Consider the following 22,532-nt stretch of genomic DNA (forward strand, 5'->3'; position numbering starts at 1 on the left):
GTGCGGGGGCCCAGGGGCCCGGGCCGCCGTAGGGCGGGGTGCCGTAGGGGGCCGGGTCGTGCAGAGGCCGTGGGTGACCGGCAGGGCCTCCGCTCCGAACGGGCGGCGACGCGGGCTGGAGTTGGGGCAGCGGCTCACTCAGGGGCGACCCGGCCCCGGATATGTGTCCTGGCGCCCCGGTGGGCTTCCCGTCGTCCATGCTCTCCCCGCACCCGCCCCGCACTCCGCGTGCCCTGTGGCGGGCAGCCTTTCAGGGATTCAACCAGGTTTCCAGGCGCCGGAGCCCGCTCAGTGCCCGGTCGAAGCCGGCAGACCCGAGGCGCCGGGAGCGGCCGGGAGCGCCGGCGGCGTGGCTGTGGGGCTTGACTGCGCGCTCGGCTGTGCGGGCGGGGTGGCTGCCGCCATCGGGGGGCGGACTGCGGACAGCGACGAGACGGTGACCAGGGGCGTCGTGAGCGAGTACAGGGACTGCCGGGCCGGACGCGCGCCCGATGCGGATGCCGAGTGACGCCCGGCGAAAGCGGTGGGCAGGACCGGGGCCCGCCCGCCGTTGGCCGGCTGGGCGCCGTCGTGGGTACGGCGGTGGCGCAGGTCCGCGCCGATGCCGACCGGGTCCGTGGCGATCATCGGTGTGACGTTGTTGGGCGGCCCGTCGGTGTGCGACACCGGGGACTCCGCGCCGTCGAACGGCAGCGTGCCGCCCAGTGCGATGGCGGCCAGCGAGAACGCGCTGGCGGCCGCGAACGCGAATCGCCGACCGCGCCAGGCCGACCGCTCCTGATCGCTCCGGCCCACCGGGTGGACCCGGAAACCGCCGGCCGGACCGCCGTCCGGAATCGTGGTGGCATGTGGTCCGACGGGCACATAGCCGAAGGATTCGATCCGGGGGCCCGAGGGGCGCCCGTCCGACGCCCGGGGTCCGAAGAACTCGTCGGTGAAGCGGCCGCTGAAAGGGCCACGGCCGGGGTCGCCGCCGGGTCCGCCGGGCATCGCCTGGAGGCGGGCGAGCAGCCCTTCGGAGGGCGGCGGGGGCGCGGTCTCGGCGAAGACGCTTTTCAGCCGGCGCTGCGCGTCGGCCTCGGTCTTGCACTTCGCACAGGTGGCCAGGTGCGCGAGCACCCGCTCGCGGGCGTCGTGCTTCAACTCACCGTCGACCAGTGCGGCGAGCCGGTCCCCGAGGTGCTGCTCGGCCGGGGTCGGACTGGATCCACTCACGCGGTCCCGTCCTCTCCGTCCAGGCCGGGTGCCACCCCGGCCAGCGCGCGCTGCTCGGCGCGACGGGCCTCGGGCGAACGGTGCTTGAGGGCCTTGCGCAGGTGGGAACGGCCGCGGTGGATCCTGCTGCGTACGGTGCCGAGCTTGACGCCCAGCGTCGCGGCGATCTCCTCGTACGACAGCCCCTCGATGTCGCAGAGGACCACGGCCGCGCGGAACTCCGGAGCGAGAGTGTCCAGCGCCTGCTGGACGTCCGCGTCGAAGTGGGTGTCGTGGAAGACCTGCTGGGGCGACGGCTCACGGCTCGGCAGCCGCTCGGCCGCGTCGTCCCCGAGGGCGTCGAAGCGGATCCGCTGCTTGCGGCGGACCATGTCCAGGAAGAGGTTGGTGGTGATGCGGTGCAGCCAGCCCTCGAAAGTGCCCGGGGTGTACGTCGACAGCGAGCGGAAGACGCGGACGAACACTTCCTGCGTGAGGTCCTCGGCGTCGTGCTGGTTGCCCGTCAGGCGATAGGCGAGCCGGTAGACCCGGCCGCTGTGCGTACTGACGATCTCCTCCCACGAGGGCGGAGTCCATGTCTGCGCGTCCGCGTCTGAGGCGAAGGTCGCGGTCTGTACGGAGTCAGCAGCGCTGGAGCTGTCAGCAATGTCGGTCACGGATTTCGGCTCACCCGCCGACCTGAGAAAGCGCCGCAGCACTCCTCCCCGATCCACAGGCGCAGCCGCACCTCCCCTGTCGGCTCTGGTGGTGTCCAGTGGAGCCCCTACCATAGCCACCTCGCCCGTTAGCTCCGGATAAGACTGATTGCCGGAATCCTCATACATCCGCGTCCCCCCTGCCCTCCTACAACGCCCGGTCCCATCTGCGGGTTCCCGGGCGCAGCGGATACAGTCACGAGTGCGCCAACTACGGGGACAGGAGAGGGCCATTACCGCCAACCGGCAGACGAGCTGGGCCTTCGCCGACGCTTTTGTCGCCGAGGACGAAGCCCTGCGGTGGGCCCGTGACCGGGCCCGCGACTCCGGCCTGCCCTCGGTCTCGCCCGGCACCGGTGCGGCGCTGCGGCTGCTCGCCGCCACCACGGACGCGAAAGCGGTGGCCGAAATCGGTACGGGCACCGGCGTCTCGGGCATCTATCTGCTGCAGGGAATGCGTCCGGACGGCGTGCTGACCACCGTCGACCCGGAGCCCGAGCGCCAGGGCTTCGCCCGTCAGGCGTTCCGCTCGGCCGGCTTCGCGGCGAACCGGTCGCGCTTCATCCCCGGCCGCGCCCTCGACGTACTGCCGCGCCTCGCGGACGGCGGATACGACCTCGTGTTCTGCGACGGCGACCGGCTGGAGTCGCTGGACGTGCTCGCTGAATCGTTGCGCCTGCTGCGGCCCGGTGGACTGGTGTGCTTCGAGGGGGTCTTCGCGGACGGCCGCACGGTCGACTCCGCCGCCCAGCCCGCCGAAGTCCTGCACCTGCGCGACCTGCTGCGCACGGTACGCGAGAGCCAGGAGCTGCTGCCCTCACTGCTCCCGGTCGGCGACGGGCTGCTCTGCGCCGTACGCCTGGCCTGAACGCGCCGTCGTCCCGGAAAGAACGGACACCACAGCACCAAACACCACTGCCCCGGCCGGAGCCGGGGCAGTGGAGAGAACATTGGGGGCGTCCGCGTCAGCCGACGACCTTCTTCAGCGCGTCGCCGAGTGCATCGGCCTCGTCCGGAGTCAGCTCGACAACGAGTCGTCCGCCGCCTTCGAGCGGAACGCGCATGACGATGCCCCGCCCCTCCTTGGTCACCTCGAGCGGGCCGTCGCCCGTCCGCGGCTTCATGGCCGCCATGCTCGTTCCCCTTCCTGAAACCAGCTCATCGCAGCCGACAACCCAGGTGTCACCGGCATCGAACATATTGCTTCCCAGCCATTATCCCGCATCCCAGGACCCGATGACCAACATCGGTCTGCATCGCTTGCGCAACGCACTTCCCCAAAACCACTCAATTCGGCGTTCCCCCTGCGATACTGCGCCGCCTCGTCCACCATTCTTGACCAGCATTGTTTGACGCAGGTCACATGTTCGCCGCGGATGATCTCCGGCATGCTGAGCTGCGGACGACGAATCAGCCCCATCAGCAGCCGACACCCAGCAGTGGAGGGCCCCATGGCGGACACCGTGCTCTACGAGGTGACCGACGGACTCGCGACGGTCACCATCAACCGTCCCGACTCGATGAACGCGATGAACACCGAGGCGAAGGCGGCCCTGCGCGACGCGGTGCAGACCGCGGCGGCGGCCTCCGAGGTACGGGCCGTACTGCTCACCGCCACCGGGCGCGCCTTCTGCGTCGGGCAGGACCTCAAGGAGCACATCTCCTCGCTGACGGCCGACCGCGAGGCGGGCACCGGGCGCACCATGTCCACCGTGCAGGAGCACTACAACCCGATCGTGCGGGCCCTCACGGAGATGCCGAAGCCGGTCGTCGCCGGGGTCAACGGCGTCGCCGCGGGAGCGGGCCTCGGGTTCGCGCTCGCCGCCGACTACCGGGTCGTGGCCGACACCGCGAAATTCACCACGTCGTTCGCGGGTGTCGCGCTCACCGCGGACTCGGGCGTCTCCTGGACGCTCCCCCGGCTGATCGGCCAGAGCCGCGCGGCCGATCTGCTGCTGTTCCCGCGCTCGTTCGGCGCGCAGGAGGCGTACGAGCTGGGCATCGCCAACAAGCTGGTACCTGAGGCCGATCTCGCGTCGGAGGCGCTGGCCGTGGCCCGCGCGCTCGCCGACGGCCCGACGGTCGCGTTGGCCGCGATCAAGGAGTCCCTCGCCTACGGGGCCGGCCACCCGCTCCGCGAGGCGCTGGAGAAGGAGGACGAACTCCAGACGCGTGCGGGAGCTTCGGAGGACCACCTCATCGCGGTCGAGGCCTTCGTCGGCAAGACGAAGCCGCGGTATCTGGGGCGCTGAGCACCACCGGCGCGAGTCGGCCGCCGACGCGGACCAGCCGCTCGCGCAGTTCAGACCGTGGCGCAGTTCAAGCCGTGGCGCGGGTCAGCCTCCCCGCCGGTCAGCCCGCCCCCGCGCGTCAGCCGCCCGCGGGGGCCCTCCGGGCGAAGCAGTCCGCCAGGTGGTCGTCGACCAGGCCGCACGCCTGCATCAGGGCGTAGGCCGTGGTCGGGCCGATGAAGCGCAGGCCGCGTTTCTTGAGTTCCCTGGCGAGCGCCGTGGACTCCGTCGTCACCGCCGGGATGTCGGCGATGCGGCGGGGCGCCCGGCGGGTGGCCGGATCCGGTGCGTACGACCAGATCAGCCCGGAGAGCGCCCCGTGCTCCCAGCCCGCGAGCTCCCGGGCGTTGGCGAGGGTCGCGTCGATCTTGGCGCGGTTGCGGATGATCCCGGGGTCCGCGAGCAGCCGCTCCCGGTCCCCGTCGGTGAACGCGGCCACCTCGGCGATGGAGAACCCGGAGAAGGCCTTACGGAACCCCTCGCGGCGGCGCAGGATGGTGATCCAGGAGAGCCCCGACTGGAACGCCTCCAGGCAGAGCCGCTCGTACAGCGCGTCGTCGCCGTGGACCGGGCGGCCCCACTCGCTGTCGTGGTACTCGACGTAGTCCCCGGTGGACACCCCCCACGGGCAGCGCAGCTTTCCGTCGGCTCCCAAGACGGCGTCCGAACTCATCGCCCGGGGTCCTCGTCGTTGACGGCAGCGGCCCGCGCACCGGCGAGCGCCGCTTCCAGCTCGGCGATCCGCGCGTCGCGCTCGGCCAGTTCGGCGCCCAGCCTGCCCAGCACGTCGTCCACGTCGGACATCCGGTAGCCGCGCACCACCATCGGCAGCCGCAGCGCCTCGATGTCCGCGCGGCCGACCGGGCGGGCGGCGGGCAGCGGATCGACGGGCAGTTCGGGGGAAGCATCGGACAGTACGGCGCCGTCACCGCCGCCGATCACCGCGAGGGTGACCGCGGCGACCACCACGACCATCGCGATCAGCAAGAACCAGAACACGAGTGAGCCTCTCCCCGGACAGCGGAACCGTGCGGGTCCGATCGTGCCATGCGTACCTGGCCGGTAGGGCCCGCCCCTCGGCAGGCCGTTAGGGTCGCAGGCGACTCAGCGGGTGAACTCAGAGGGTGAGGGGCAGACGGATGCTGCGGTTGGGACGGCGCGAGTTCGACGCGCACGAACCGGTGATCATGGCGATCGTGAACCGGACCCCGGACTCGTTCTACGACCAGGGAGCGACCTTCCGCGACGAGCCGGCGCTCTCCCGCGTGGAGCAGGCGGTGTCCGAAGGGGCGGCCATCATCGACATCGGCGGGGTCAAGGCCGGTCCCGGCGAGGAGGTGACGGCCGAGGAGGAGGCGCGGCGTACGGTCGGTTTCGTCGCCGAGGTGCGCCGGCGCCACCCCGATGTGGTGATCAGCGTGGACACCTGGCGCCATGACGTGGGTGCGGCGGTGTGCGAGGCGGGCGCGGATGTGCTGAACGACGCGTGGGGCGGGGTCGATCCGGAACTGGCCGCTGTCGCCGCCCGGTTCGGCGCCGGCCTGGTCTGTACGCACGCGGGCGGCGCCGAACCGCGCACCCGGCCGCACAGGGTCACATACGACGACGTCATGGACGACATCCTGCGGGTCACGATCGGCCTCGCGGAGCGGGCGGTCTCGCTGGGCGTCAGGCCCGACGGGATCATGATCGACCCCGGCCACGACTTCGGGAAGAACACCCGGCACTCGCTGGAGGCCACCCGCAGGCTGGGCGAGATGACCGCGACGGGGTGGCCGGTTCTGGTCTCCCTGTCCAACAAGGACTTCGTGGGCGAGACGCTCGACAAGCCGGTCAAGGAACGGCTGCTCGGGACGCTGGCCACGACAGCGGTCTCGGCATGGCTGGGGGCGCAGGTGTACCGGGTGCACGAAGTGGCCGAGACCCGGCAGGTACTGGACATGGTGGCGACGATCGCGGGCCACCGGGCGCCGGCGGTGGCCCGGCGGGGGCTGGCCTGACGCCTCCCGTCCGGATCATGCCGGGACCCGCGAGCCCGGCACGATCCAGATGGAAGGCCCGGCGGTCGGTGACCGGGGGAACCCGCCTACAGCCCCGTCTCCTTGGTCACCAGGGCCACTGCCTCGTCCACGTCGTCCGTGACGTGGAACAGCAGCAGATCGTGCTCCGACGCCTTGCCCTGGGCCACCACGGTCCCGCGCAGCCAGTCGACCAGGCCGCCCCAGTACTCCGTACCGAAGAGCACGATCGGGAACCTGGTCACCTTCCGGGTCTGGACCAGGGTCAGGGCCTCGAACAACTCGTCCATGGTGCCGAGGCCACCGGGCAGGACCACGAAGCCCTGCGCGTACTTCACGAACATCGTCTTGCGGACGAAGAAGTAGCGGAAGTTCACCCCGATGTCGACGTGCGGGTTGAGGCCCTGCTCGAAGGGCAGCTCGATGCCGAGCCCGACCGAGACGCCGTTGGCCTCCCTGGCGCCCCTGTTGGCCGCCTCCATCGCGCCGGGTCCGCCGCCCGTGATCACCGCGAAGCCCGCGTCCACCAGCGCGCCGCCGATCCGTACCCCCGCCTCGTACTCCGGCGAACCCGGCGCGGTACGGGCCGACCCGAAGACGCTGATCGCGCTGGGCAGTTCGGCCAGCGCGCCGAAGCCCTCCACGAACTCCGACTGGATGCGCATGACCCGCCACGGGTCGGTGTGCAGCCAGTCGGCCGGTCCCTTCTCCATGGTGTCGAGCAGCCGCTGGTCGGTGGTGCCGGGCTGAACCTGGTCCCGGCGGCGCACCACCGGGCCGAGCCGCTGTTCCTCCGGCGCCGGTGCTCCCTCAGGGTTGCCCATGTTGTGCTCCCTCCGCATTGCGTGTCCCCGACAGCCTAGGTCCGCACATGTGACGTACGGGGAAATTCAGTCCGTCAGCCAGGAGCGGAGTCGTTCCTCTGTCTGCGAGATCCTCGTGATGTCGACCCGCTCGTCGCGCTTGTGCGCGAGCAGCGGGTTGCCGGGGCCGTAGTTCACCGCGGGAACCCCGAGCGCGCTGAAGCGCGACACGTCCGTCCAGCCGAACTTCGGGCGGGCCTCGCCGCCGACCGCCGCCATGAAGGCCGCCGCCGCCGGATGCGAGAGGCCGGGGAGCGCGCCGCCGGTGTGGTCGTCGACGATGAACTCGTCGATGTCGCAGTCGGCGAAGAACTCCTTCACGTACGCCAGCGCCTGCTCCTCGCTGCGATCGGGCGCGTAACGGAAGTTGACCACCACCGTGCAGGCGTCCGGGATGACGTTGTTGGCCACGCCTCCCTCGATCCGTACGGCGTTGAGGCCCTCGTGGAACTCCAGGCCGTCGATCACCGGCCTGCGCGGCTCGTACGCGGCCAGCTTCGCCAGGATCGGGGCGGCGGAGTGGATCGCGTTGGACCCCATCCAGGCGCGCGCCGAGTGGGAGCGCTCGCCCTTGGTGCGCAGGATGACCCGGAGCGTGCCCTGGCAGCCGCCCTCGACCTCGCCGTCGGAGGATTCGAGCAGGACGGCGAAGTCCGCCGCGAGCCAGTCGGGGTGCGCCTCGGACACGTGCTTGAGGCCGTTGAGTTCGGCCGCGACCTCTTCGTTGTCGTAGAAGACGAAGGTGAGGTCCCGGTTGGGCTCGGGCACCGTCGCCGCGATCCGCAGCTGTACCGCCACGCCCGACTTCATGTCACAACTGCCGCAGCCCCACAGGACGCCGTTCTCGTCGAGCCGCGACGGGACGTTGTCCGCGATCGGCACGGTGTCGAGGTGTCCGGCCAGCACGACCCGCTCGGCGCGGCCGAGGTGCGTCCGGGCGACGACGTTGTTGCCGTACCGGTCGACGGTCAGGTGCGGCAGCGCCCTCAGCGCCGCCTCCACCGCGTCGGCGAGTGGCTTCTCGGTGCCGCTCACGGACGGGAAGTCGACCAGTTGTGCGGTCAGGGCCGGGGCGTCGAGTGCGAGGTCAAGCGGGGTCTCTGACATGGCTCCGACCCTAACCCGGGCTCCAGTACGGTGGGCCTCGTGCCCCAGCCCTCTGCCGCGCCACGCCGCGGCCGCTTCTTCCGGATCGTGGCCGCCCTCGCCGTGCTGCTGGCGCTGGCGGGCTATGTCCTGGTGCAGTACATCAGCGGAGGCAGCACCGGTCCGCGCTGCACCGCACAGGCCGGTAACGGGAGCAGCTACCGGCTGAGCCCCGAGCAGGCCGTCAACGCGGCGACGATCACGGCAGTGGGAACCTCGCGCGGAATGCCGGAACGCGCGGTGACCATCGCGCTGGCGACCGCGCTCCAGGAGTCGGAGCTGCACAATCTCGACCACGGCGACCTGGACTCGCTCGGTCTCTTCCAGCAGCGGCCGTCGCAGGGCTGGGGCACGGCCGGGCAGATCATGGACCCGGTCTACGCGTCCGGGAAGTTCTACGAGCACCTCGGGAAGATCCCCGGCTACTCGCGGCTGCCGCTGACGGTCGCCGCGCAGGAGGTGCAGCGCAGCGGCTTCCCGCAGGCGTACGCGAAGCACGAGCCGGACGCCGAGCTGCTCGCGGCCGCGCTGACCGGCCAGGCGCCCGCCTCGTTCTCCTGCGCGGCGACGAAGAGCAGCCTGCCGGGTGATCCTGCCGCGGTGCGCGCCGCGCTGAAGCGGGACTTCGGGGCGGGCGTGCTGCCCGCCGGGAAGTCGGCGCAGCCGTCGGCGCCCTCGGAGGTCCGGCTGCCGGTCCGTACGACCACGGCGCGGGCCGTCGGGGGACCCGGCGCCGGGTCCGTCCAGCAGCGCGGCTGGGAGCTGGCGTACTGGGCGGTGGCCAACTCGGCCGCGCTCCACATCCAGCAGGTCTCCTACGCGGGCCAGGAGTGGACGGCGGCGACGAGCCACGCGCCCTGGCGCAGGACGGACGCCGCGCAGGCCGTCTCCACAGGGCGGAGTGCGGGCCAGGGCGCCGCCGAAGTCCGCATCACCCTCACGAAATAGCGCCGGAAGCGCCCCGTACAGACGCGCGACCCCTCACCCGGAAGCGGCTCCCTCGGCCCGCCGGGAACGTCTTTCGCGCTGCCTCCCGGCACCCTCGGCCGCTCTCCGGGGACCCCAAGGGGGCCAAGGGGAGTGACGGTTCAGCAGCCTTGTCGGCGAGCCACCGTTTGTCCGTTTTTATCCGAAACCGATAATGCGACACATTGCAGACTCTTTACCTTGGTGCACCGCAACTTCCCCCTCCCCCCGAGCGGTTGTCACAGCGTCCGAACGCCGGACAGTCAAGTCCCCTCCCGCTCAAGGAGCACCATGTCCCTCTCCCTGACCCGTCGGATCGCCCGTACCGCGCTGCTGATCGCGGCGGGCGCGGCCCCCGTGGTCGGTGCGGCCGGCGTCGCAAGCGCCGCGGAACTCCCGCAGGCCCCGAACCTGGGCGGCGTGACCGCACTCGACGGCGCCGGCCTGGGCAACTCCGTCGACAGTGCGGCCCGGACGACCACCGGTATGGCCGGTGACACCGGCAGCAAGGCCGTCAAGAAGACCGTCCCGGCCGCAGGCAAGACGGTCGGCGCCGTCGGCAAGACCGCCGCTCCCGCCGCCCAGAAGGCCGCGGGCGACACCGCGGGCTCCGCAGGCACCCTGGTCGGCGGCACCGCGCAGAGCGCCGGCGGCACCCTCCCGTCCGCGGGCAAGCTGCCGGTCGGCGGCGGTCTGCCGCTCGGCCAGTAGGAATCGGCCAGTAGGAATCGGCCAGCAGCACTGGGCCGGCAGTAGTCGGCCGACAGGTAGGGGCCCCGGGGAGTTCACAGCTCACTCCCCGGGGCCCCTACCGCGTAAGGACCGCGTCACTGCCGACAGGATTACGTCGGCGGGCTACTTCTCGCCCAGCCGCTTGACCGCCGCGGCCACCCGCTCGTCCGTGGCCGTCAACGCGACGCGGACGAAACGCTCGCCCGCCACCCCGTAGAAGTCACCGGGCGCCACCAGGATGCCCAGCTCCGCGAGGTGGGCGACGGTGTCCCAGCACTCCTCGTCGCGGGTCGCCCACAGATAGAGGCTGGCCTCGCTGTGCTCGATCCGGAAGCCGTGCGCCTCCAGCGCGGTCCGCAGGGCGGTGCGCCGGGCCAGGTACCGCGACCGCTGCTCCGTCACATGGGCGTCGTCGCCGAGCGCGGCCACCACCGCGGCCTGTACGGGCGCGGCCGTCATCATCCCGCCGTGCTTGCGGATCTGCAGCAGCTCGCCGAGTACGGCGGCGTCGCCCGCGATGAACGCGGCACGGTAGCCGGCCAGGTTGGAGCGCTTCGAGAGCGAGTGGACGGCGATCAGGCCCTCGTACGTACCGCCGCAGACATCCGGGTGGAGCACGGAGACCGGCTCGGTCTCCCAGCCCAGCTCGAAGTAGCACTCGTCGCTCGCGAGCAGGATGCCGTGCTCCCGCGCCCAGGCGACGATCCGGACCAGTTCGTCCCGGCCGAGAACCTGGCCGGTCGGGTTCGACGGCGAGTTGAGCCAGAGCAGCCTGATCCCCTCGGGGTCCAGCTCCGTCGGGTCGTCGTACACGACCGGCTCCGCGCCGCAGAGCCGCGCGCCCACCTCGTATGTCGGGTAGGCGAGCCGCGGGTACGCCACCCGGTCACCGGCCCCCAGGCCGAGCTGCGTGGGCAGCCAGGCCACCAGCTCCTTGGAGCCGACGACGGGCAGCACGTTGGTGTGCACGACCTCGCGCGCGCCGAGCCTGCGCTCGCACCAGCCGCTGATCGCGTCGCGCAGCTCCGTGGTCCCCCACACCGTGGGATACCCCGGTGAGTCGGCCGCCGCGACGAGCGCCTCGCGCACGATCGGGGGGACCGGGTCGACCGGTGTGCCGACGGAGAGGTCCACGATGCCGTCCGGGTGGGCGGCAGCCGTCGCCTTGTACGGCTCCAGCTTGTCCCAGGGGAAGGCGGGGAGGCGCGATGAGAGTGCGGACACGGGCTTCACTTTCTCGTACGTACGGAGCTGCGCGGGCGGGGACCGCGCGGTCTTGGGCTGCGCGAGCCGGGGCGCCGCGGGCTGCCCGGGCCGGCCGGGCAGGCCGCCGCCGGACGAACCGGCCGCCACAGCAAATGCCGCGGTCCCGTACGGCGAAGTTCGCCGTACGGGACCGGGTCGCTACGGGGTCAGCCGTTCTGCGGAGGCAGCGCCGCGATGAAGGGGTGGTCGCGCTCGATCAGGCCGAGCTTGGAGGCGCCACCGGGCGAGCCGAGCTCGTCGAAGTATTCGACGTTCGCCTTGTAGTAGTCCTTCCACTCCTCCGGGGTGTCGTCCTCGTAGAAGATCGCTTCCACCGGGCAGACCGGCTCACAGGCACCACAGTCGACGCATTCGTCCGGGTGGATGTACAAGGACCGGGAGCCCTCGTAGATGCAGTCGACGGGGCACTCCTCGATGCACGCCTTGTCCTTGACGTCGACACAAGGCTGCGCGATGACGTAAGTCACGCTGTCGTTCCTCCTCGGTAGGGCTGCTCTGCGCGGGAGCGCGGCGTCGTCGATGCCCGCACCTAGTATCTCCGTTCCTGGGCGCGATCCGAACAGGAGGGGCGGAGAGAGCTGTGGAATTCACTACCGGCGGACGGCTCGAGGTCCGAATTACACCTGTTGACGTGGGCAAACGGGTATCAGTCAGACAGCTGGCCAACGAGGCCGCACCAGGTGCGAAGTTCACCGACACGGTGGGTGTTCTCACATCATGGGACGCAGGTGTGCTGTCCATCACACAGCGTTCGGGCGTGTCGGTCCGCATCCCGGAATCGGCGCTCGTGGCCGGAAAAATCGTGCCACCGGCGCCCGCGCGCAGACGGGGCCCGTCTGCGACCTTCCCCGAACTGGCACGGGCGACGGCCCGGGCTTGGCAGCCGGTGGAGAGCGAGCAGCTCGGCGACTGGCAGCTGCGGGCCGCAGTCGGGGAGGTGCCGCGCGAAGCGCGTCGTTGGGGGGCGGAGGCCGGGCGACGGGAGGGCTTCACCCGCCGCGCCAACTCCGTACTGCCGCTCGGCGATCCGGGCCGGCCGCTGGACGAGGCACTGGAGCGGGTGACCGCTTGGTACACGGAGCGTGGTCTGCCCGCGTACATCCAGGTATCCACCGGGAGCGAGGGCACCCAGGAACTGCTCGCCGCCGCCCTTGAGCAGCGCGGCTGGACCCGTGAGGTGAGCGCGCTCGTCCGGACCGCGGCGCTGGCCCCGATCGGAGATCCGGCCCGCCCGCTGGAGGACCCGGTCTCGCGGGTCTCGCTCTCCCGGTCCTGCGACGCGTCCTGGCTCGCCCGCTACCAGCGCCTCAGCACCCCGGGTCCGGCCGTTCTGAAAGTGCTCGGCAGCGGCCCTTCGACCTGGTTCGCCTCGGTCGCCGGTCCCGGCGGAGTGCCCGCGGCGATCGGCCGCTGTGTGGTCGACGGCCGGTGGGCGGGGTTCATGGCGGTGGAGGTGGACCCGGCGGCCCGCCGCCAGGGGCTGGCGAGCGCCGTCATGACCGCGCTGGCCCGCCGGGCGCTCGACGAGGGCGCGTCGGCGGCCTGGCTCCAGGTCGAGGAGGAGAACACCGGGGCCCGTGCGCTCTACGACGGTATGGGCTTCCGGACCCACCACAGCTACCACCACTACCGGCAGCACATCCCCACGGCATAGGCGGGTACGAGACTCATATGGACGAGCAATCCACCGACTGGCGCCAGCAGTTCGCCGAGGAGGCCCGCGCCGAGCGGCCCGATCTCGCCCTGCTGTGCCTGCTGGTGGGCACCGAGGCCGATCCCTCGCTCGGCCAGGACGGCATCGACACGGCCCAGATCGAACTGGACCGGCTGGCGGGGATGGTGCCGTTCGGGGTGACCGGAGCCCGCGCCTGGGCCACCGCGCTCGGTGAACTCCTCGGCGTACAGCACGACTTCCGGGGCGCCGCCGCCGACTACCAGCGGCTGGAGTCCTCGCTGCTGCACGAGGTGCTGCGGCGCAGGCGCGGGCTGCCGATCCTGCTCTCGGTGGTGTGGACCGAGGTCGCGCGGCGGGCCGGGGCCCCGGTGTACGGGGTGGCGCTGCCCGGCCACTTCGTGGTCGGCTTCGGCGATCCGTCGGGCCCGCCGGACGAGCAGGTGCTCGCCGATCCCTTCGGGGGCGGCCGGCTGCTCAGCGGCGAGGACGCGGGCGCCCTGGTCGCCGGGGCGACGGGGGCGCCCTTCGACCCGTCCATGCTCGCCCCGGCCGGCCCGCTGGAGATCATCCTGCGGGTCCTGAACAACATCCGCGCCTGGGCGGCGGCCCGCCCGGAGCGCACGGACGTCCAGCTCTGGGCCATCGAACTCTCCCTGCTGCTGCCCGCCCACCCGGCGCGGCTGCGCTACGAGCACGCCCAACTCCTGGTCGAGCGGGGGGACTTCGTGCGCGGCGCGGTGGAGATGGAGGAGTACGCGGAGATGGTCGCGGCGGTCGACCCGGGAGCGGCCGAGGCGGTACGCCGACAGGCGAGGTCGGCCCGCGCGATGCTCAACTGACGGCAGCCCAGCTGAACGGACGCTGAACCGGCGGCCACTCAACCGGCGGTACGCGACGTCGGGCCGGTGCGGGCGTACCGTCCCGGGGCGATGCCCACGACGCGCTTGAAGTGCCGGGTCAGATGGGACTGGTCGTAGAACCCGGTGGCCACAGCCACCTCGCCGGGCTGCACCCCTTCGAGCAGCAGCCCCCGGGCCCGGTCGACCCGGCGTGACGTCAGGTACTGGTGCGGGGTGATACCGAAGGCTGCGCTGAACGCCCGTACCAGATGGGCGGGGTGGGCGTGCACCTCTGCGGCGGCTTCCCGCAGCGTCACCCCCTGGACCAGCCGTTCGTCGAGCAGTTCCCGCAGCCGGTCCGCGACGGACCTGCCGTCCTCCTCCCGGCGGCGGGTGGCGGTGCCGGGCCGCAGGTGTCCGCGCAGCCGCTCGCTGATCAGGGCCAGCCTGCTCTCCGCCTCCAGTTCCTCGCCCCGCGAGGCCAGGGCCGTGTGGAGCCGGCCGACGCGGCTGCGCAGCACCGGGTCGACGAGGTCCGGCCGGTCGACGGCGGCGCCGATGTACCCGGCGTCCAGCTGCGTCATGTCCAGATAGAGCACCCGCTTGCGGAAGCCGCGCGGGGTGGCGGGCGAACCGTTGTGGGGCACGTGCGGAGGCAGCAGCGAGACGGTGTCGTGCGGGGTGCCGTGCTCATGCCGGTCGAGGTCGTACCGCACCGCCCCGTCGTCGACGATCAGCAGGGTCCAGGCGTCGTGGACATGCATCGGGTAGGCGTGCTCGGTGAAGTGGGCGTGGAAGACCTCCACGACACCCGCCACGGGCGGGCGCCATGCGGAGACCTCCGGCCCGGACACCATGCAAAGAACGTACAAGACGGTGCGCGGGACCACTCGGCAGTCTCGGAGCATGAGAACCGAGACCGCCCCCGGCCACGCCGCTCCCGCCCCCACCGCTCCCGACCTCGCCGGCCCCGACCTCGCCGGCCCGGGCCTCGGCGCCGACAGCCTCGGCGCCGACAGCCTGGCGGGCAGCAGCGCCCTGGACGGCGCTCCGGTCCGCTTCGACACCAAGATCGCCGTACTGCTGCACGAGGACCTGGAGACCTGGCAGCGGCTGAATGTCACCGCTTTCCTGGTCAGCGGCCTCGGCCCGACGGTGCCCGAGGTGATCGGCGGACCGTACGCCGACGCCGACGGCACCGCCTATCTGCCGATGTTCCGGCAGCCCGTGCTGGTCTTCGAGGGCTCCGGCCAGACGCTGACCACCGCCCACTCCCGGGCCCTGTCCCGCGCGCTCCCCCGCGCCGTCTTCACCCGCGATCTGTTCCGCACGGGCAACGACCGGGACAACCGGGCGGCGGTCCGGGCGGTCGGGCGCGACCGGCTCGATCTGGTGGGGCTCGCGGTGTACGGACCCCGCAACGCGGTGGACAAGGTGCTGAAGGGCGCCAGGATGCACCCGTAGCCGCTTCTCCGGTCCGTACCGTCCGTCCGCCGGACAGCGGCCCGGGGGATGTCTTCACAGCGGCCGCACAGGCGGATATCGCAAGTGCTTACGATTCGTACCGGGGAGGGGGCTTCGCGGCTCTCACCCTCCGCCCTGTACCGCAGCCGCTGTGAAGACAACCCCGGAAGCCCTCCTTCATGTCCCTTGTACACATATCGCGTTCGTCGCCCTGCTTCCCGGGGGCCGGGCCGACGTCCGCCGCGGCCCCGGCCGGCCCGGACCGTCGCCGCGTCCTCGTCTGGTCGGTACCGATGCTGTGGACCTTCTGTCTGGGCCTGTGGGGCCTGTCACGACAGGAGAGTCTGTGGCGGGACGAGGCCGCGACCTGGCAGGTCGCCCAGCGCTCCACGGCTGAGATCTGGCACATGCTGGGGAACGTCGACGTCGTGCACGGGTGCTACTACCTCCTGATGCACTGGCTGTTCGAGTGCTTCGGCCCCAGCACCACCACGCTGCGGCTGCCCTCGGTACTGGCCACCGGGGTGGCGGCGGCATGCGTCGCGGTGGTCGGCCGCCGGCTGGCCGGTATGTGGGCGGGGCTGGCGGGCGGGATGGCCTTCGGGCTGCTTCCGGCCGTGCAGTTCTACCTCCAGGAGGGGCGGCCGTACGCCCTGGTCGCGGCCGGGGCCGGGATTTCCACAGCGCTGCTCGTGGCCCTGCTGCAGGGGCGGGGCCGGACGGCGTACTGGGCTGTGTACGGCTTCACCGTCCTGCTGGGCGGGCTGCTGAACTGGCTCTCGCTCCTGATCCTCCCGGCACATATGGCGACGCTGGCCTGGAGCCGGGCCGGCCGCACGGTGTGGAGACGCTGGGCGACTGCCGCCGCGGCCGCCACGGTCTGTGTGCTGCCGTTAATCCTCTTCAGCCGGGGCCAGTCCGCACAGGTGTCCTGGATACCGCCGCTGACCTGGCACATGCTGATCGGCCCGGCGGTTCTGCTGGTGACCGGCGGAGCCTGCGTACTCCTCGACCGGCCCCGGGCGAGCCCGCTTTCGGTGACGGCCGTCGGGCTGCCGTTGCTGGCGGTGCCGCAGATCGGCCTCATCGGTCTCTCGCTGATCCAGCCGCTGTTCCTGGACCGGTACATCCTCTTCAGTCTGCTGGGTCTCGCGCTGCTGATCGGTACGGGTATCGGCTCGGCGGTACAGGCGGTGAGGCCCCGGCACCCGAGAGCGTCGGTGTGGGTGCTCCCCGCGGTGATCGCCGTAGCGACGGTGGCGCTGCTGCCGCAGTCGCTGGCCAAACGGTCTCCGTCGAGCCGGGTGGACGACGTCCTGGCGGTGGCATCGGACGTACGGCGGCTGAAGCAGACCGGGAACGCGGTGCTCTTCGTCCCGTCGGCGCGCCGGGACACCAAGTCCGTTTCCCCGAGCGCCTTTTCGGGGCTGCAGGACATAGCTCTGGTGCAGAGCCCGGAGGGGTCCGGGACCCTGAAAGGCCTGGAGGCCGACCCCGGCCGGATACGTACGGCGATGCTGGCCCAGCGGTGGATCCTGCTGGTGACGGACACCCCGGAGGTGGCGAAACCGGTGGCGGGCGCACGGGACAGGACGAAGACCGCCGTGCTGAAGAAGTACTTCAGGCCGGTGGCCGACAAACAGGACCGCGGACGCCGGGTGACGGTCTACGAGCGACGTACGCCGGCTCACTGAGACGCGAGGCCGCCCGGCCGCCGCTGTCGCACCTCACCACGACGGCGGAACGGCCCTTCAGAGCCAGCCCTTCTCGCGGGCGATCCGCACCGCCTCGGCCCGGTTGCGGGCCGTCAGTTTCTGGATCGCCGTCGAGAGGTAGTTGCGGACGGTCCCCTGCGACAGGTGCAGCGCCGCCGCCAGTTCCGCGTTGGTCGAGCCGTCCGCCGCCGCGCGCAGCACCTCGCGCTCGCGGTCCGTCAGCGGGTTCGCGCCGTCCGAGAGCGCCGCGGCCGCCAGCGTGGGGTCGATGACCCGCTCACCGTCGAGCACCTTCCGTACGGCGGTGGCCAGTTGCGCCGCGGGGGCGTCCTTTACCAGGAAGGCGTGGGCGCCCGACTCCATGGCCCGGCGCAGATAGCCGGGGCGGCCGAAGGTGGTCAGCACGACGACCTTGAGCGCGGGCAGTTCACGGTGGAGCTGGGCCGCCGCCTCGATGCCGGTCATGCCCGGCATCTCGATGTCGAGCAGCGCGACATCCACGGCGTGGGCCCGGGCGGCGGCCAGGATCTCGTCGCCGCGGGCCACCTGGGCCACGACCTCGAAATCCGGCTCCAGGCCGAGCAGCGCGGCCAGGGCCTCCCGGACCATGGCCTGGTCCTCGGCGAGCAAGAGCCTGATCATGCCCCGGATCCTATGGGGACACGGGCGGTGAGGGTGAAGCCAGGACCGGCCTGCGTACCGAGCGTGCCGCCTGCCTTGGCGAGGCGCTCGGCCAGGCCGGTGAGTCCGTTGCCGTGCGGGCCTGCCACGGCGTTCCTGCCGTCGTCACGCACCACGAGTTCGAGACGGCGGCCGCCCAGGGTCTGCCGGGAGCTGAGCGCGACCGTGCAGTGGCGGGCCGCGCTGTGGCGTACGACGTTGGTGATGCCCTCGCGCAGCGCCCAGGCCAGGGCGGCCTCCTGGTCCTCGTCCAGGTCGCCGGTCCGGCAGTCGTCCGGCACATCGGTGGGCACATCGGCCACGATGCCTGCGGCAGCCAACGCGGTACGGGCGCCCGCCAGTTCGCCGGGCAGGGTGGGGCGGCGGTAGCCGGTGACCGCTTCCCGTACGTCCGTCAGCGCCTGTCGGCTGACCTGCTCGATGTCCGCGACCTGGGTGGCCGCCTGTTCCGGCCGGCCGGGCAGCATCCGGCCGGCCAGCTCGGACTTGAGGGTGATCACCGACAGGGAGTGGCCGAGGAGGTCGTGGAGGTCGCGGGCCATCCGCAGCCGCTCCTCGTTGGCGGCGAGCTGGGCGACCGTGGCGCGGGCCTCCTTCAGCTCGACCGTCGTACGGATCAGTTGCCGCACCCCGGTCATCGCGAATCCGCCGAGCAGCGCCGGGATGAGCAACGGCCCCGCGAGCTCCAGCGGATGGTCGTCGCGGAGCGAGAGGAGGCACATCAGCGCCGTGGTCCCGAGGATTCCCCAGGTCGCCCTGCGCAACGACAGGACCGCGCCGCAGTTCACCGCCACGTACACGAAGAGCACGAGCCAGGGGGAGCCGAGGGCGAGGTTGAGCCCGATGGCGAGCGCGCCGAGGACTGCCAGGCTGAGGTGGACCGTCCTCGGCGAGAGCATGCGGCTGGTGTTCCGGAAGACGGTGACGAGATACAGGCCGACGAAGACGGTCAGCCCGCTCCAGCCGAGCGCCTGCCCGGCGGCCGGGTAGCGGCCGTCGAGCAGCGCGTTCAGCGGGGTCCCGAGGAAGATCAGCCAGATGCCGATCCAGAGCATCTTCCTGGCGGCTTCCCTGGTGTTCTCCGGTACCTTCCCGATGCCGACCGCTCGTTCCTGGTTCACGCCTTCAGTGTGTCCTTCCGGTACAGCCAGGCGGCGCCGCCCGCGAAGATGAGGAAGTACACGAAGAGGATGACGACGTCCTTGGCGTGCGGGGCGTTGCCCAGCTCGATGGCCTGGCCGAGACCGGCGTACGCGTGGGTGGGCAGCCACTCCGCGATGTTCTGCAGCCACGTCGGGAAGGTCGTCGTGGGGATCCAGAGGCCGCCGAGGATGGAGAGGCCGAAGTAGATGATCATCGTGATCGGCCGGACCGCGTCACCGCTGGCGATGTACCCGATGGCGACCCCGAGCGCGGCGAAGACCAGGCTGCCGGCCCAGATGACTCCGGTCAGGGCGAGCCACTGCCAGGCGTCGAACCGTACGTTCTTGGCGATCGCCGCCACGATGAAGACGACGACGATGCACGGCAGCGTGACCACGGCCGCACTGCCGATCTTCGCGAGGACGTAGCCACGGCCCGGCAGCGAGGTGAGGCGCAGCTGGCGCACCCAGCCCTTCTCGCGCTCCTTCGCGATGCGTTCGCTGTTGCCCATGAGGACGGCGGTGAGCGCGCCGAAGGAGGCCATCGCGACCACGTAGAAGTTCTGCAGGGTGAGGCCGGTTCCGCTCACCCGGCCCGACGACGCCCCGCTGGAGATGATCAGGTAGAGGATCGAGGGGTAGAGGATCGAGAAGAACATGAACTTCCGGTTCCGCAGGGTCCGGATGATTTCGAGCTTGACCAGGGTCCTCATACTGCTTTGGCCTCCTCGGCCTCGGTGATGGCGACGAAGGCCTGCTCCAGGCCGAGGCCCGCGACTTCGAGGTTGCGGGGGTAGAGCCCGAGTCCGTACAGCGCGTGGACGGTGGCGTCGGCGTCGGACGACTGGATACGGACGGTGCGGCCGGAGACGTCGAAGGCCGTCAGGAACGGGAGACCGCGCAGCGCGTCCTCGTCGATGGCGCCCTCCAGGTCGAAGGCGATCCGCCGGGCACCGGCCTTGGCCTTGATCTCGGACGCGGTCCCGTCGGCGAGCAGCCGGCCCTTGTGGAGGACCAGGACGCGGTCGGCGATGGCGTCCGCCTCCTCCAGGTAGTGCGTGGCGAAGAGGACCGTACGGCCCTGGTCGGCCTGTTCGCGCATGGTGGCCCAGAAGGCGTGCCGCGCGGAGACGTCCATGCCGGTGGTCGGCTCGTCGAGGACGATCAGGTCGTTGTCCCCCGCCGTCGCCAGCGCGAAGCGGACTCGCTGCTCCTGGCCGCCGGAGAGCTTGTTGACCATGCGGTCGGCGATCTGCGTGATGCCCGCGCGGTCGAGTACGTCGGCGACCGGACGCGGGTGGCGGTGCAGGTCGCAGGCCAGCTGGACCAGCTCGCGGACCTTGACCTCCTCCATCAGGCCGCCGCTCTGCAGCATCGCGCCGACGCGGCCGTCCCTGATGGCCTGCTCCGGGGTGGTGCCGAAGACCCGGACGGTGCCCGAGTCGGCATTGCGCAGTCCGAGCAGGAGGTCGAGCGCCGATGACTTGCCCGCCCCGTTGGGACCGAGGAGTGCGACGGTCTCGCCGGGGTGCAGATCAAGCGTGAGCCCGGCTACGGCGTGCACCTCGCCGTAGCTCTTGTTCACGTTCTCGAAGCTCGCCACGGTGGTGGGCGGTGCTGTCGTCTTCGTCATGGGACCAGCGTCGCGCAACGGGGGCCCTGGCGGCAGAGCAGCCTGTCGTGAGTCGTCGATGACAGATGTCATACCGGGGCCATGACACGGCCCCCGCCGGTGTGTTGACGCTGTCGGTCGGCGTCAGGTGGTCGGCGGGGGCCGGGCAGTCCGGATGTGCGTGGCAGCTGCCGCGGTCAGCTCGGGTTGAGGCTGATCGTGGCGGTGCGCTCCGCGGGCGTCTTGCCGAGCAGCGCGGTCTGCATGGCCTGCGCCACGTCCGTCGCCGAGACCGGGTGCTTCTGCCCGTCACCCTTGGTGATCATGACGCCGTCGAAGACGCCTTCCAGGAGCTGGGTGATGGCGGTCCGGTTGTAGGTCTGTTCGAGCCGGCCGTTGACGGGCTTCATGGAGAGGATCTTGGGGAGCGACTTCTCCGGCCCGAACTGGATCTGCTTGCCACCCGCCTTGATCGTGATCAGACCGGACATCGCGGGCTGCGCGAAGTCCTTCATGGCCCGGTCGATCTCGGTCTTGGTGATCGTCGGCTGCCTGACCACGACGGGGAGTTGCACGGTGTGCGGCTTCCCGGTCTGGACCTGCGCGCGGAACGCGTCCCGGACGGCGACCATCGACTTGTTGACGTCCAGCGTCTTGCCCGCCTTGCCGGGTACGGCGACGGCCTTGCCGGGCTCGAACTTGATCGTGCCGTCGGACGCGGAGCCGGAGACACCCGCCAGATCGGTGAGCGCGACGCCGAGCTTCTCGTCGTCGGTCGGCAGGACGGGCTCGACCTGGCGCCGGTTGCCGAAGAGCGAGCCGATCACCGAGACGGGGTTGTAGTCACTGCCCGCGGCACCGCGCACGGTGGCCTGAGTGTCGAGGGTGAGCCCCGCCGTGGCCGGCCTGAGCTCGGTCCTGTGGCCGTCGACGCTCAGCTGGATCGGGGAGTTGACCCGGGTGCCGAGCGTGCTGTCGAGCTTGTTGACGGCCTGGTCCCTGGTGCCGCCGCCGATGTCGACGCCGAGCACGGTGGTGCCCTTGGGTACGTCGGAGTGGTTCATCAGCAGCCCGGCGCCGTACGCCACACCGGCGAGCACGACGATGCCGACACCGATGAGACCCAGCTTCGAGCGGCCCTTCCTGGCCGGTGCGGCCTTGCGGACCGGGGCGGGCGCCGGGCTGGGGACCACGCCGGGGTGCTCGGACTGGCCGTACGGAGCGGGGCCGCCGGAGAACCGCGGCCCGTCGGGGCCGTCCGTACCGGGAGCCGTACCGCTGCCGGGGCCGGGCGGGAACGGCGCACGGCGGTCGGACGGGGCCACCGGGACACCGCTGCTGAGCGTGGAGCCCGAGACGTTGCCGCCGGCCGGCGGGCCGCCGGTGCCGAACTCCGGCGCGGGCTGCTGCGGTGTCAGTACGGCGGTGTCGTCCGACAGCGGCGTCCCGGTGCCCCGGAGAGCGGACGGGTCGTCGCCGAGCGGCGGCGTCAGCGGACTGGTGCCGGTGGCGGGTCCGGTGGTCGGCCCGGAGGGGCCGAGCGGCCCGAGCGAGCCGAGGGACCCGGGAGGGCCGGAGAGACCTGATGTGCCGGGCGTACCGGGTCCGCCGGTGTTCCGCTGCGGCGGCTCGGAGAAGTAGGGCAGGCCGGCGCCGGGTGCGCCGCCGTCCTGCGCTCCGGGCCCGGGGGCGGCGGGTACGGACGGCCCTGACGGACCCGACAGCCCGGCGGAACGCGGCGCTCCGGCCGTTCCGTTGGCCCCGGAAGGCGCTGAAGGTGCGGCGGGCTTGCGCGGCGCGAACCAGTCGCTGGTGGGCCGCCGCCCGGCCGACGGCTGCTCGGCCTCCGGCTCAGGAGCGGGCTCGGGCGGCAGCTGCATCGCCGCGGTGCGCTCCTGGTCGGCGCCGCCGTCAGCACCGTTGATGGGTTCGCTCTCGCCCATCGGCGTCCGCATGACGACCGGCGGGATCGGCCGCGAGCCAGGGATGTTGATCCGGATACGCGTCGTCAGCGTGGTCTCGGTCCTGGGCTCGTCCGGCTGCGGCTCGGGGGCCGGCGGTGCGGCCTCCTCCGGAGACTGGCGGGTTCCGTACGGCGGCGTGCCCGAGGGGTACGCGGCCCCTCCACGTCGCTGGGGACCGGTGGACGAACTGTCAGTTTCACGACTCAAGGCAGGTTCTCCCGGTTGGCTCCGCCGCCCGTTCTTACTTG

Annotated in this window: 24 protein-coding genes; 9 read left to right on the plus strand and 15 right to left on the minus strand. The window is 71.7% G+C overall.

The annotated features are described in order from the left end of the window. Positions 1–288 precede the first annotated feature (288 nt). Complete coding sequence (locus OG452_RS10935; RefSeq protein ID WP_327295424.1) at positions 289–1,215, minus strand: anti-sigma factor family protein; 927 nt, start codon at positions 1,213–1,215, stop codon at positions 289–291. Next, positions 1,212–1,985 carry an RNA polymerase sigma factor SigE gene (sigE, locus tag OG452_RS10940; RefSeq protein WP_203600723.1) on the minus strand — a complete coding sequence of 258 codons (774 nt, stop codon included), beginning with the start codon at positions 1,983–1,985 and terminating at the stop codon, positions 1,212–1,214. The genes OG452_RS10935 and sigE overlap by 4 nt, the downstream gene beginning before the upstream one ends. A 127-nt stretch (positions 1,986–2,112) precedes the next feature. Between sigE and OG452_RS10945 the strand changes: the two genes are divergently transcribed. Then, the gene (locus OG452_RS10945; protein WP_327295425.1) at positions 2,113–2,778 is read left to right on the plus strand and encodes an O-methyltransferase; all 666 of its coding nucleotides are present in this window, start codon (positions 2,113–2,115) and stop codon (positions 2,776–2,778) included. Between the two features lie 97 nt (positions 2,779–2,875). On the opposite strand, the gene OG452_RS10950 is transcribed toward OG452_RS10945, so the two are convergent. Beyond that, entirely contained in the window at positions 2,876–3,043 is a 168-nt protein-coding gene (locus OG452_RS10950; protein ID WP_003966491.1) for a DUF3117 domain-containing protein, read from the minus strand. A gap of 318 nt (positions 3,044–3,361) precedes the next feature. Between OG452_RS10950 and OG452_RS10955 the strand changes: the two genes are divergently transcribed. After that, a complete protein-coding gene (locus tag OG452_RS10955; RefSeq protein WP_327295426.1) occupies positions 3,362–4,162 on the plus strand; it encodes an enoyl-CoA hydratase/isomerase family protein in 801 nt (266 codons plus the stop codon). Between the two features lie 118 nt (positions 4,163–4,280). On the opposite strand, the gene OG452_RS10960 is transcribed toward OG452_RS10955, so the two are convergent. Both OG452_RS10960 and OG452_RS10965 read right to left on the minus strand, forming a co-directional pair. Beyond that, positions 4,281–4,874, minus strand: a complete 594-nt coding sequence (locus OG452_RS10960; protein WP_327295427.1) for a DNA-3-methyladenine glycosylase I — start codon at positions 4,872–4,874, stop codon at positions 4,281–4,283. Beyond that, the gene (locus tag OG452_RS10965) at positions 4,871–5,200 is read right to left on the minus strand and encodes a DivIVA domain-containing protein (protein ID WP_327295428.1); all 330 of its coding nucleotides are present in this window, start codon (positions 5,198–5,200) and stop codon (positions 4,871–4,873) included. Before OG452_RS10965 ends, OG452_RS10960 begins: the two co-directional genes overlap by 4 nt. Positions 5,201–5,340: 140 nt before the next feature. On the opposite strand from OG452_RS10965, the gene folP reads away from it, so the two are divergent. After that, positions 5,341–6,201 carry a dihydropteroate synthase gene (gene folP, locus OG452_RS10970; protein WP_327295429.1) on the plus strand — a complete coding sequence of 287 codons (861 nt, stop codon included), beginning with the start codon at positions 5,341–5,343 and terminating at the stop codon, positions 6,199–6,201. Between the two features lie 86 nt (positions 6,202–6,287). On the opposite strand, the gene OG452_RS10975 is transcribed toward folP, so the two are convergent. Together OG452_RS10975 and dapE are read right to left on the minus strand one after the other, a co-directional pair. Further along, complete coding sequence (locus OG452_RS10975; protein ID WP_327295430.1) at positions 6,288–7,043, minus strand: TIGR00730 family Rossman fold protein; 756 nt, start codon at positions 7,041–7,043, stop codon at positions 6,288–6,290. A gap of 66 nt (positions 7,044–7,109) precedes the next feature. Further along, the gene (dapE, locus tag OG452_RS10980) at positions 7,110–8,189 is read right to left on the minus strand and encodes a succinyl-diaminopimelate desuccinylase (RefSeq protein ID WP_327295431.1); all 1,080 of its coding nucleotides are present in this window, start codon (positions 8,187–8,189) and stop codon (positions 7,110–7,112) included. A 39-nt stretch (positions 8,190–8,228) separates the two neighbouring features. On the opposite strand from dapE, the gene OG452_RS10985 reads away from it, so the two are divergent. Beyond that, positions 8,229–9,176 carry a hypothetical protein gene (locus OG452_RS10985; RefSeq protein WP_327295432.1) on the plus strand — a complete coding sequence of 316 codons (948 nt, stop codon included), beginning with the start codon at positions 8,229–8,231 and terminating at the stop codon, positions 9,174–9,176. Between the two features lie 309 nt (positions 9,177–9,485). Beyond that, positions 9,486–9,905, plus strand: coding sequence for an ATP-binding protein (locus OG452_RS10990; RefSeq protein ID WP_327295433.1), 420 nt, complete (start codon positions 9,486–9,488; stop codon positions 9,903–9,905). 144 nt (positions 9,906–10,049) lie between these two features. Here the strand turns inward: OG452_RS10990 and dapC are convergent, their stop codons facing one another. Both dapC and fdxA read right to left on the minus strand, forming a co-directional pair. Next, complete coding sequence (gene dapC, locus OG452_RS10995; protein ID WP_327295434.1) at positions 10,050–11,150, minus strand: succinyldiaminopimelate transaminase; 1,101 nt, start codon at positions 11,148–11,150, stop codon at positions 10,050–10,052. Between the two features lie 188 nt (positions 11,151–11,338). Then, positions 11,339–11,659 carry a ferredoxin gene (gene fdxA / locus OG452_RS11000; RefSeq protein WP_164267011.1) on the minus strand — a complete coding sequence of 107 codons (321 nt, stop codon included), beginning with the start codon at positions 11,657–11,659 and terminating at the stop codon, positions 11,339–11,341. A 113-nt stretch (positions 11,660–11,772) separates the two neighbouring features. Between fdxA and OG452_RS11005 the strand changes: the two genes are divergently transcribed. Next, positions 11,773–12,846 (plus strand): GNAT family N-acetyltransferase, encoded by a 1,074-nt coding sequence (locus tag OG452_RS11005; RefSeq protein ID WP_327295435.1) that lies wholly within the window; start codon positions 11,773–11,775, stop codon positions 12,844–12,846. A 17-nt stretch (positions 12,847–12,863) separates the two neighbouring features. Beyond that, positions 12,864–13,706, plus strand: coding sequence for a transglutaminase-like domain-containing protein (locus tag OG452_RS11010; RefSeq protein WP_327295436.1), 843 nt, complete (start codon positions 12,864–12,866; stop codon positions 13,704–13,706). A gap of 38 nt (positions 13,707–13,744) precedes the next feature. On the opposite strand, the gene OG452_RS11015 is transcribed toward OG452_RS11010, so the two are convergent. After that, positions 13,745–14,563 carry a helix-turn-helix transcriptional regulator gene (locus OG452_RS11015; protein ID WP_327295437.1) on the minus strand — a complete coding sequence of 273 codons (819 nt, stop codon included), beginning with the start codon at positions 14,561–14,563 and terminating at the stop codon, positions 13,745–13,747. Positions 14,564–14,612: 49 nt separating this feature from the next. Between OG452_RS11015 and OG452_RS11020 the strand changes: the two genes are divergently transcribed. Together OG452_RS11020 and OG452_RS11025 are read left to right on the plus strand one after the other, a co-directional pair. Next, positions 14,613–15,170, plus strand: a complete 558-nt coding sequence (locus OG452_RS11020; protein WP_442809990.1) for a DUF2000 family protein — start codon at positions 14,613–14,615, stop codon at positions 15,168–15,170. 293 nt (positions 15,171–15,463) lie between these two features. Continuing rightward, positions 15,464–16,864 (plus strand): glycosyltransferase family 39 protein, encoded by a 1,401-nt coding sequence (locus OG452_RS11025; RefSeq protein ID WP_327299589.1) that lies wholly within the window; start codon positions 15,464–15,466, stop codon positions 16,862–16,864. Positions 16,865–16,921: 57 nt separating this feature from the next. Here the strand turns inward: OG452_RS11025 and OG452_RS11030 are convergent, their stop codons facing one another. From OG452_RS11030 to OG452_RS11050, 5 genes are all read right to left on the minus strand, one after another. After that, the gene (locus OG452_RS11030; protein ID WP_405562796.1) at positions 16,922–17,527 is read right to left on the minus strand and encodes a response regulator transcription factor; all 606 of its coding nucleotides are present in this window, start codon (positions 17,525–17,527) and stop codon (positions 16,922–16,924) included. After that, positions 17,524–18,687, minus strand: coding sequence for a sensor histidine kinase (locus OG452_RS11035; protein ID WP_327295438.1), 1,164 nt, complete (start codon positions 18,685–18,687; stop codon positions 17,524–17,526). Before OG452_RS11035 ends, OG452_RS11030 begins: the two co-directional genes overlap by 4 nt. After that, positions 18,684–19,421 carry an ABC transporter permease gene (locus OG452_RS11040; protein WP_327295439.1) on the minus strand — a complete coding sequence of 246 codons (738 nt, stop codon included), beginning with the start codon at positions 19,419–19,421 and terminating at the stop codon, positions 18,684–18,686. The genes OG452_RS11035 and OG452_RS11040 overlap by 4 nt, the downstream gene beginning before the upstream one ends. After that, complete coding sequence (locus OG452_RS11045) at positions 19,418–20,341, minus strand: ABC transporter ATP-binding protein (protein ID WP_327295440.1); 924 nt, start codon at positions 20,339–20,341, stop codon at positions 19,418–19,420. The genes OG452_RS11040 and OG452_RS11045 overlap by 4 nt, the downstream gene beginning before the upstream one ends. A 176-nt stretch (positions 20,342–20,517) precedes the next feature. Then, positions 20,518–22,491 carry a hypothetical protein gene (locus tag OG452_RS11050; RefSeq protein ID WP_327295441.1) on the minus strand — a complete coding sequence of 658 codons (1,974 nt, stop codon included), beginning with the start codon at positions 22,489–22,491 and terminating at the stop codon, positions 20,518–20,520. Between the last annotated feature and the right edge of the window lie 41 nt (positions 22,492–22,532).

Source organism: Streptomyces sp. NBC_01197 (assembly GCF_036010505.1).
In the GTDB taxonomy this organism is placed as follows: Bacteria; Actinomycetota; Actinomycetes; order Streptomycetales; family Streptomycetaceae; genus Streptomyces.